Raw genomic sequence first — 9032 nt, forward strand, 5'->3', positions numbered from 1 at the left:
AAGTTCGCCTGCTGGCAGCCGTAAGCAATCGCTGATGCACGAAGAACGATGGCTCCGGTGGTTGCATTGCGGTCACCCACGCATGGCGCGGCGCCGCGGATCACCTGAGGCCCCGAACCAGATACAGTGCGCGCCATCTTGATCGGGCTCAGGCCGAAGGGAGTCTCCAGGCAGCCTGTCGATCCACCCAGACCAGCGTGCTGTCCACCGCCGCATTGCGGCTGCCATGGTCTGCCGGTCTCAAAGAGGAAGAGCCCGCCGACCTTCCATCCACCAATCAGCGCATCCACCAGACGGTTTGTCTGGCCGAGGAAGGATTGTCCTCTTCCAACCGGTAGCTGGTAGACACCCGTGAACGTGATGCGATGATTCAGATCGTTCTGATCCTGAATCCTCGCATTGATGCGATAGGTGTAGTCGAGCCATCCATTGTTATCCATGATTCTGGAATAGGCATAGCTCGCCGTTGAGGTAAGGCTGTGGGCAAAGCGATGGGTTTCGGAGACCTGGAACGAGTTCAACCATAGGCCATTATGGTTCTGGGCTCCGTTTTGAAAGACGGCCGTATATTGCGGGAAGGCTTGCTTGAAGACTCCGCTCTGCACGGTGGACGCGGTGTAAAAGTTCGTTCCCTGAAATCCATTGACACCCTTGAAAGGATTCGCTGTACCCGCAGTAGTGCAGAGAGCGGGATTGCCACCGATCTCCGCATTGCACTGCGCATACCAGCTCGCCGGTACAACGTTGATGTCATCACCTGTCGGTCCTTTGGTAAAGGACTTCCCTTCGTAGCTGACATCAAGGATGTCTCCTCGGCTCAACTGCCGCTGAATGCCAAGAGAGTAGTTCCAGGTCTCGCCAAAGCGTGTATCAGGATTGTAGTAACTGACGCTCGAGCCAAGACCGGCAAGGTACCCCAGCGATGCTCCGGGGGCAGAGACATAGCCACCGGGGAACGGCGTATCGATCGTTGACGTCGGCGTTGTGTAGAGAGTCGTTGGCGAAGCGACGAGCGGCGTGGTCGCGCTGAATCCAGTCTGCGAGCCAGTGTATGCAGCCCAGTTGAAGGTGCCTCCAATGCCGCCCTTGATCACGGTCTTTTGATTCAGGCTGTATGAGAAGCCGAAGCGCGGCTCAAACAGATACCACGCCCGTGGGATCTGGGTCCGCGGAACTCCGTTCACGCCGGAGAAGGTAAGTCCGCCCGTGTAGACACTTCCCGCCGTCGCGCTGATGGGATTCACGACCGTTGAGTTGAAGGTGTTGGTATAGCGATTGTGCCGGTCGACGGCTTGCGTCGGAAAGTCATAACGCAGGCCAAGATTGAGAGTCAGGTTCTGTTTGACTTTGTAGTTGTCCTGGAAAAAGACGCCCCAATAGTGAAACGAACGGAACTCCTGTGCCGGTTGAACCAAGCCTCCGTTGGTATTGCCCACGGATGCCGCAAGATATCCATGGTCCAACATAAACGATGCGATCGAAAGCCCTGAGGCAGCATCCGCGGTATTCGCATTGCTTGCCTGGGTCCACTGTTGGTTAGAGGTAAGAGTAAGGCCGCCGGCTGCCTGTTTCGTTGAGATCTGGTACTCGCGGTTGTCCAGGCCGATGTGGATATCGTGCGGACCATGAACCAGCGTGATGGACGGCAGAATGCTGAGCTGATTGTGAACGGCGATCGAGGTTTGCGCAGAACCCATCTGCGCAAACCCGCTGAGGGCGACCTGTGGGAAGAACCCAAGGAGGCTCTGCTGCGTTACACCCGCAGATACATTGGGAAGGCCAAGAGAACTGGTATTGAAGGGAATGGACGCCTTATTCTCCGCCTCATCCATATTGACGCTTGCCTTGAAGTTGAAGACGGCATGCGCGCTGAAGGTATGAACCCAGTCGGCAAAGAAGGTCTGGAACTTCTGCCCGCTCGGGAACTGGCCATAGACCGCCGGATTGTCCGGAGCAAAGCCGTTTGAGTTGGTTGTCTGGAACTGGTTCCACCACCCCCACCGGGCCGACACACGATCGTTCGGACTGAGATTGTGATCGAGCTTAATCATGAAGTTCCGGTAGATGCTCGGAACTGATCCGTTGAAGTAGTAATTGTTCTGCCAGGGAGCCGAGCCTGCCGGCGCAGCAATATTAGGTGCGGGGAAGTACTTAAGGATATTGAGAGCCGCCGCATTCACGCGCGACACGGGAATGGAATAGCTGTTTGGCGCGCCCTCGCTGAGAAACGACTTACGCGCCGCGGCATTCGGAGATGCGGGATCGTAGAGCGTAATAGCCGCTCCATTTCCCTGCACCAGACCATTGAACTGGTAATAGCCATTGATCGGCGTAAACCATGACGCTCCGCCGAAGACTCCGGGAACCGAGGTCGTAATCGGATTTGGTGTCAGATTGCGGAAGTTCTCAAACGCAATCGTGAAGAAGGTTCTGTCTATGCCGTTATAGAGCAGGGGAATACGGACCGGACCGTCGAGCTCAAAACCGTATTGGTTGCTCTTGTGGCTTCCCCGCGGTCTTCCGAAGTAGTTGTTCTGGTAGCTGTTCGCATCCAGCCCTGTGCTCTTGTAGTACTCGTACACGGTTCCGTGCAGGGTATTGGTTCCGCTCTTCAGATGCACGTCGAGATTGCCCGCGGTGGCGAACCCGACCGCGCCCGCGTCATACGGCGTAGTATCGACCACCATCTCCTGAACGGTATCGACCAATGGAAGGTACGACATCGTCTGGAAGCCGGTGGACATGTTATTCACGCCGTCCATGTTGATCGACAGAGCCGAGCTGTTCACCACCAGGCCGCTGGTGATATTGCCATAGGGAAGCTGATTGTTGAGGCCATTCTTGCTGCCTACTCCTGGAACCGCGATGGTGCTGACCATTACGTTCCTGGCATTGAAGGGCAGATCGGAGACAGCCGTGCCTTCGACCACTGTCTGCCTATCCGCCGAGACCGTGTCGAGCGCCAGGGTATGAGCCGTTGTGGTGATGGACTCCATGGTCGCCCCAATCTTCAGTTCAAGATCAACCGAGCGAAGTTGTCCCACATTCAGAGTGACTCCGGTCTCAATAGCGGTGGTAAACCCCGGCCTTGCGGCCGAGACGGTGTAACGGCCGGGGGAGAGATAGGGGGCCACCCAATCTCCTGTTTTGGAGGTTTGTGTTGTCGTCACTACCCCCGTCTCTTCATTCGTAATCGTTACGGTCGCTTCGGGAACAACCGCGCCCGAGGGGTCGCTAACCCTCCCGAGAAGCCGCTGTAAGACCTGTGCCTGTAAGGAATCGATTGCTCCGGCAAACAGAAGGCAGAGTATACCGACTGCGAACGACCTGACTGCCAGATTCCAAACATATCGTTGATGACTTGCTATACGTGCTTTCACTGAAAGCCTCCTAATGCCCATCCGTCAGACAGAGGCATCTACTCGTCAAGCACCCTGTTCCTGAACGTCGCCGAGTCTCTTTTCCTGAAATCGGAGTGTCAACGTTTGGAACAGTTCAGCCGCCCGGAACGAGCGCATCATGAATCTCGTCAATGACTTGCGCGCCTTCAGAAAGAACGTTACGAGCACGTTACGAGCGTGATATGCTTGGTTTCCCAAACGAGAAGACAATGACTTCCTCTTTAGCGCAATCGTCAGCGCACGCGTCGCTCCCTTCCCGGGAACAGGTGGACGCGGCCCTGGATGAGCTGGCGAGAATTTTGACCAGTGACAGCTTTTCCAGCAGTAAACGGTGCAGAGATTTTCTTGAGTTTGTCGTCAAGCGAGCCCTTGCAGGAGATTCCGACGGCCTGACCGAACGGTTCCTCGGTGTGGAGCTCTTTGGCCGGGCAGTTGACTATGAGACCGCAACCGATTCCATCGTCCGGGTAAGAGCGAATGATGTCCGCCGGCGACTGGCGCAGTACTACTCCAGTCAGCGATCTGCGACGCCGGTTCGGATCGACCTGATGGCCGGAGGATACATTCCGGAGTTTCATTGGAAGCTTCAGGAGGCACCGGCCCAGCTCAACTCAGCCCTGCCCAGCCCGATCGATCATCCACCGGTCTCCGGCGTCCACGAAGACCAGCCGCATATCGCAACATCAGAAGAGTCGGTCGGTCAGCACGCGAAGGTGCCGGCACGCGCCGGGCTGTTCTGGGGGAGCGGCGCCGTTGCCCTTATCGCCGTAGCTGTCTGGATGACGCTTGCCCTTCGCCCCCATACGACCAACTTCGATCGTTTCTGGCAGCCCATTCTGGACGCACCGTCCTCGCCGGTCGTCAGCCTGCCGACGACCGATACATTTCAGTTCCAACCCAACACCATGCAGCAGTTCTCCCGGCTGAAACCGGGCGAGTCAGTAAGTCTTGGCCTGGCGGACGTTCAGATCTTTCACAACTGGCACGTCTCGTTACCGGTCCTTCAGGCAACACTGTCGGTTACGCTTGCGTTGGAACGGAAGGGCAAGACTCCCCTGGTTCGCCAGGGTACCGACCTGAAGATGGACGAGCTTCGCGGCCACCCGATCATTGCGATCGGCTCATTCTCCAATCCCTGGACCCAGCAGAATGTTGCTGGGCTGCGCTTTACCTTCGACCGCGGCGACTCTGACAGCGGGCCGCCGCGCATCCGGGACGCCTTCAACCCACAACGGTCATGGTCATTGCTCCGCACCTATCCGGAGCCGCAGGCGAAAGACTATGCCATCGTGACCCGGACCTTCGATCCGGTAACGCWTGWACCCTTCCTGTCCCTTGCCGGTCTGCTCTGCGCGACGACTGAAATCTTTTCCCCAGAACAGTGAAAAAGCCCCTCATCGCGAGGGGCTCTTTCTTAACCATTGCTGGGCTTCGTCGGGGGCTCGCCACCGTCTGAACCATCATCTTCGCTCAGCGCGGCCACTTCAGTTACGCTAAACACTGCCTCGGTCGGCTCCTGCGTAAAACCCGTCTCCGTCGTTTCCTTCAACTCTTCCGGCATTCACTTTCTCCTTGGGATAGAGCCATAGGATGGCAATCCCCGAGCAGATTATGACAGCAAAGTTCGTCCATTGCTGCACTTGATACAAGAAACTTTTCGCAACCTCCTGCGGCACATCGCTGACAATCGAAGGCAGATACTTGATCAGCGCATATCCGCCATTCATGTAAGCCAGCAGCTTCTTCAACCGGGACGGACGTTGAATCTCCTCATTCAGTAGATATACGCAGAGCACAATCTCACTAGCCTGGGTAAAGTGCTGCTTCCACCAGAACAGCTCTTCGTAGGAAGCTTGTGAAACCCGGGGAGAGTAATAGGCCCAGATGAACACCAGCGCCAGCAGCGCAAACAGAGCCTGCATGCCGGAGTAAAAACGCAGCTCCTTATATACCTTAGTAACAAGGCAGATGGCACACAGCACGATAAGGCTGGCGGTCGTACAGAACCACAATGGATTCATATCTGAAGTGTCATGCCACTGCGCTGTAAATGGCAAGCGTATTTCGAAGAATTGGCGAAGACGTCATCATTGCAGTGAAGTTACTACTGATGCAATGCCGGCCGCCTCACCAAGACTCGCATCCCCCCATGTGGGAACGGCTCATCGTATCCATGCAGCAGTAACCGATCCAGCATTCATCTTGCTAACGTCATTCGTTCCTGTTGCGTCTACCGATTACATCGCAAATATGCCGGCGCCTATGTCGCCCGTGCGACATCGTTTGACCTTGCCTGTAAGCCTGCATTCCCTAATGCTTCTCCCACAAAAAGGCTGAGATTATCCGGAAGTTTTCTCGCTTCCGCACAAATACCCGTGGGGGTGTTTCGCTGTGCCGCTGAACCGAACTTATACTCTTCCCTTTCTGGCCATGACCTTGCTATGCCTGTTGCCCGTATCAGGATGGGCAGAACCTTCGGCGCGTTCTCTATACAAGCAAGGACAGGCTGCAGAGGCCCGGCAGCAATATGAAGAGGCTTTCCTCGCATATCGCACAGCCCTGCAGAAGTCGCCCACCGATCTTCGCTACCGCACTGCCTGCGAGCGCGTACGGCTGCTATCGTCGGCCGTTCATTTGAAAAGGGGCAATGAATACAGGCAGGCAGGTAAGACCACCGATGCCCTGGCGGAGTACCTTCGCGCCTCCTCTGTCGATCCATCCAATGCAGCTGTCCAGCAGGCGATCGCCGGGCTTGCCGGTATCATCCCTCCTCAACCCGAGAAGAGTGATCTGCCGCAATCCCCTGAGACCAACCGTAAGGTTGCGGCCATGGCAAAACCGGTCGAGCTGAAAACGCTCTCAGACGATGCCATCACGCTGCACATGATCGAAGACACCAAGGTGATCTATCAGGCCATCGGCAAAACCGCGGGAGTCAATGTGTTGTTCGATCCTGACCTCATCACCAAACGGGTCGCCGTCGACATCACGAAGATCCCGCTCGCGGATGCGCTGCAGGTCATCGGCACGCTCACCGGAACATTCTGGAGGCCGATCACCCCAAACACCATCTTTGTTGTAGCCGATACCCGCGCGAAGCGAACCAGCCTGGAGACACAGGCGCTGCAGACCTTCTATCTCGCCAACACCACGCAACAGAGCGATGCCAATGAACTCATTACGGCCCTGCGGAATGTGATGGACCAGAGTGTACGAACCTTCCTTGTCCCCAGCCAGAACGCAATCGTCATGCGGGGTACGCCTGACCAGCTTCTCCTGGCCCAGAAGGTGATTGACGATCTGGACCGGGCACATGCGGAGGTAGTGATCGATGTGGCCGTGATGACCGTAAGCAAAGACAAAGTGCGCAACCTTGGTCTGCAGCTCCCGCAAAGCATCGCGGCTGCACTGCAAAGCACCAGCAGCGACTCCGATGCCAAATTCAACCTGAACGACCTGGCGCATCTGAACGCGAAGAACATTCAGCTTACGGTCGGTTCCGCCGCGGCGCAGGTTCTGATGACCGATAGCGAGACCCGTATTCTGCAGAACCCGAGACTGCGGGCGACCGACGGCCAGAAATCCACGCTCAAGATCGGCTCAAGAATTCCCGTCGCCACTGGTTCTTACAGCACTCCTACGGCAGCCAGCTCTGCTGCCGTGCAGACGCAGTTCACCTATATCGATGTGGGCGTCACTATGGAGATGCAGCCGGTGATTCACTACAACGGCGATGTAACRCTGAAGGTAAAGGTAGAGATCAGCGCGAAGACCGGTGAAACAACTATTAGCGGCGTCACCGAGCCAATCATCAGCCAACAGGCGGTCGATGAGGTCATCCGCCTGAAAGAGGGAGAGAGCAACCTGATCGGAGGTCTTCTTGAAGACCAGAACAACAAGGATGTCAGTGGAACACCCGGCCTGGGAGAGGTCCCCCTCATCAAATATCTCTTCAGTACCCAGAAACAGACGCTGGAACATGACGAGATCGTTTTTCTCATCACACCGCACCTCGTCCGTACCATGCAGGTCGATCCTGCAAGTCTCAAGCAGGTGGATATCGGGACGGGCGAGTCGATCCAGCTACGGAAATCGCACACGGAATAAATGACGATGTGGCTCTGCATACACCATCGCCCGGGCGGACGGATGGGAGTCTTCTCTGCATTGATCGCGAGCTGCATCGTGGCCTGCGGTGCACAGGAATCCGCGCCATCGTATGAGCTGAAATCAGCGATCGAACTTAAACCTTCGGGGAAACACTGCTCATTTCACACGAGAACCGATACGCAGACACTCATTCGCCAGGTGCTTGGTGCATACGATCTGGAGGCGTCGATCGACGTTACCGTGCCGCAACGGCAGGTATCGCTGCAGATCGACGATGCCTCACTGCAACAGGCACTCGAAGCCCTGGAACTTGTTACCGGAACCTTTGCCATTCCCTGGGAGGCAACGCAGGCTCACTTTTATGAAGACACGGTAGAAAACCGCAGGCGATATGAGTATCTGCAGATGGGAACGATTCGCTTGCTCGGCATGTCTGCTGCCGAGATGAATGACATCGCGGGTCTGATGCGGTCCATCCTGGAGACCGGCTCCTATGCGCTGGAGGCAAATGCCAACAGCGTTACGATCCGCGCCCCACAGCGAGAGCTGCTTCCGCTGGATGCGCTTCTTCATGAGCTGCTGAACGGACGCAGCGTCATTCTGCTGGATGTTGAGCTCTATGAGCTCGACAAGAGCAAAACCCGCAACATCGGCCTGACTTTGCCGGGATCGACCAATCTCTTTCATGTGGCTACGGAGATCAGCCAGATTCTCTCGGCGAACGCCGATGCCGTTAAACAGATCGTTGCCAGCGGCCTCGCTGATGCAAGCGACTACAAAAAAATCGTCGCGATTCTCATCGCCTCGGGCCTGGTAAAGGACAGTGTCTTCAATAGCCCTTTTGTTGTCTTTGGAGGAGGCCTGACGGAGTTGGGGCTCAATATCGGCGACGTCGCCGCGGACCTTGCCCTCAACTCGTCGGAGGCCCGCTCTCTTAAACAAATGCAGCTTCGCCTTCTGGATCAGGAGCAAGGAAGCATCCGCATTGGATCGCGATATCCCATCCTCATCGCAAAGACCTCCAACGTTGGCTCCTCCTCTTCAGGTTCAACCGTTCCACAGTTTCAATACCAGGATCTCGGCGTCACCCTGAAGGTCACTCCTCGCATCAACGAATCGGAACATATCGCCCTGAATCTGGATCTCACCGTCGCAGCTCTTACCGGAACAGGCATCGGCGATCTGCCGATACTCTCGAACCGGCAGTACATCGGCGAAGCGGTGCTGCGTTCCGGGCAAAGTGTCCTGCTGGTAAGCCTGCTTGAGAAGCAGGCTTCAGCGGCATTGACAGGTTTGCCGCTCAATGCCGAACCCCATCGGAATGCCGAACATGACGTCATGGAGATCATCCTGATGGTGACACCGCATATCGTGCGCATGGCGCACGACAAATCTGCGGGTACCGTCTTTCTTCTCCCAACCCACTGATTCTCAGCCGGCTTACAGCCTTTCCCTGTTGCTGGGTATCCCGGAAAGGGCGTGCAGTGGCGTTTTCATTGCGGAAAACGCCCATAGATGCAG

Annotated in this window: 5 protein-coding genes; 3 read left to right on the top strand and 2 right to left on the bottom strand. The window is 56.3% G+C overall.

The features are described from left to right. Positions 1–3401 (bottom strand): carboxypeptidase regulatory-like domain-containing protein (locus AB4043_RS14955; protein ID WP_442307398.1); only part of this gene is annotated, 3401 nt, incomplete at its 3' end. A 209-nt stretch (positions 3402–3610) separates the two neighbouring features. Here AB4043_RS14955 and AB4043_RS14960 point away from each other — a divergent pair. Then, positions 3611–4786: a hypothetical protein gene (locus AB4043_RS14960; protein ID WP_442307399.1), complete on the top strand. Its 1176-nt coding sequence runs from the start codon at positions 3611–3613 to the stop codon at positions 4784–4786. A gap of 108 nt (positions 4787–4894) precedes the next feature. On the opposite strand, the gene AB4043_RS14965 is transcribed toward AB4043_RS14960, so the two are convergent. Next, a complete protein-coding gene (locus tag AB4043_RS14965) occupies positions 4895–5422 on the bottom strand; it encodes a hypothetical protein (RefSeq protein WP_442300701.1) in 528 nt (175 codons plus the stop codon). A 370-nt stretch (positions 5423–5792) separates the two neighbouring features. Here AB4043_RS14965 and AB4043_RS14970 point away from each other — a divergent pair, with 370 nt between their 5' ends. Beyond that, positions 5793–7508: a type II and III secretion system protein gene (locus AB4043_RS14970; RefSeq protein WP_442300700.1), complete on the top strand. Its 1716-nt coding sequence runs from the start codon at positions 5793–5795 to the stop codon at positions 7506–7508. Between the two features lie 6 nt (positions 7509–7514). Then, on the top strand, positions 7515–8939 hold the full coding sequence (locus AB4043_RS14975) for a type II secretion system protein GspD (RefSeq protein ID WP_442300699.1): 1425 nt from the start codon (positions 7515–7517) through the stop codon (positions 8937–8939). The last annotated feature ends 93 nt before the right edge of the window (positions 8940–9032 follow it).

The sequence above is a fragment of the Terriglobus sp. YAF25 genome (assembly GCF_052113305.1).
Lineage (GTDB): Bacteria > Acidobacteriota > Terriglobia > Terriglobales > Acidobacteriaceae > Terriglobus.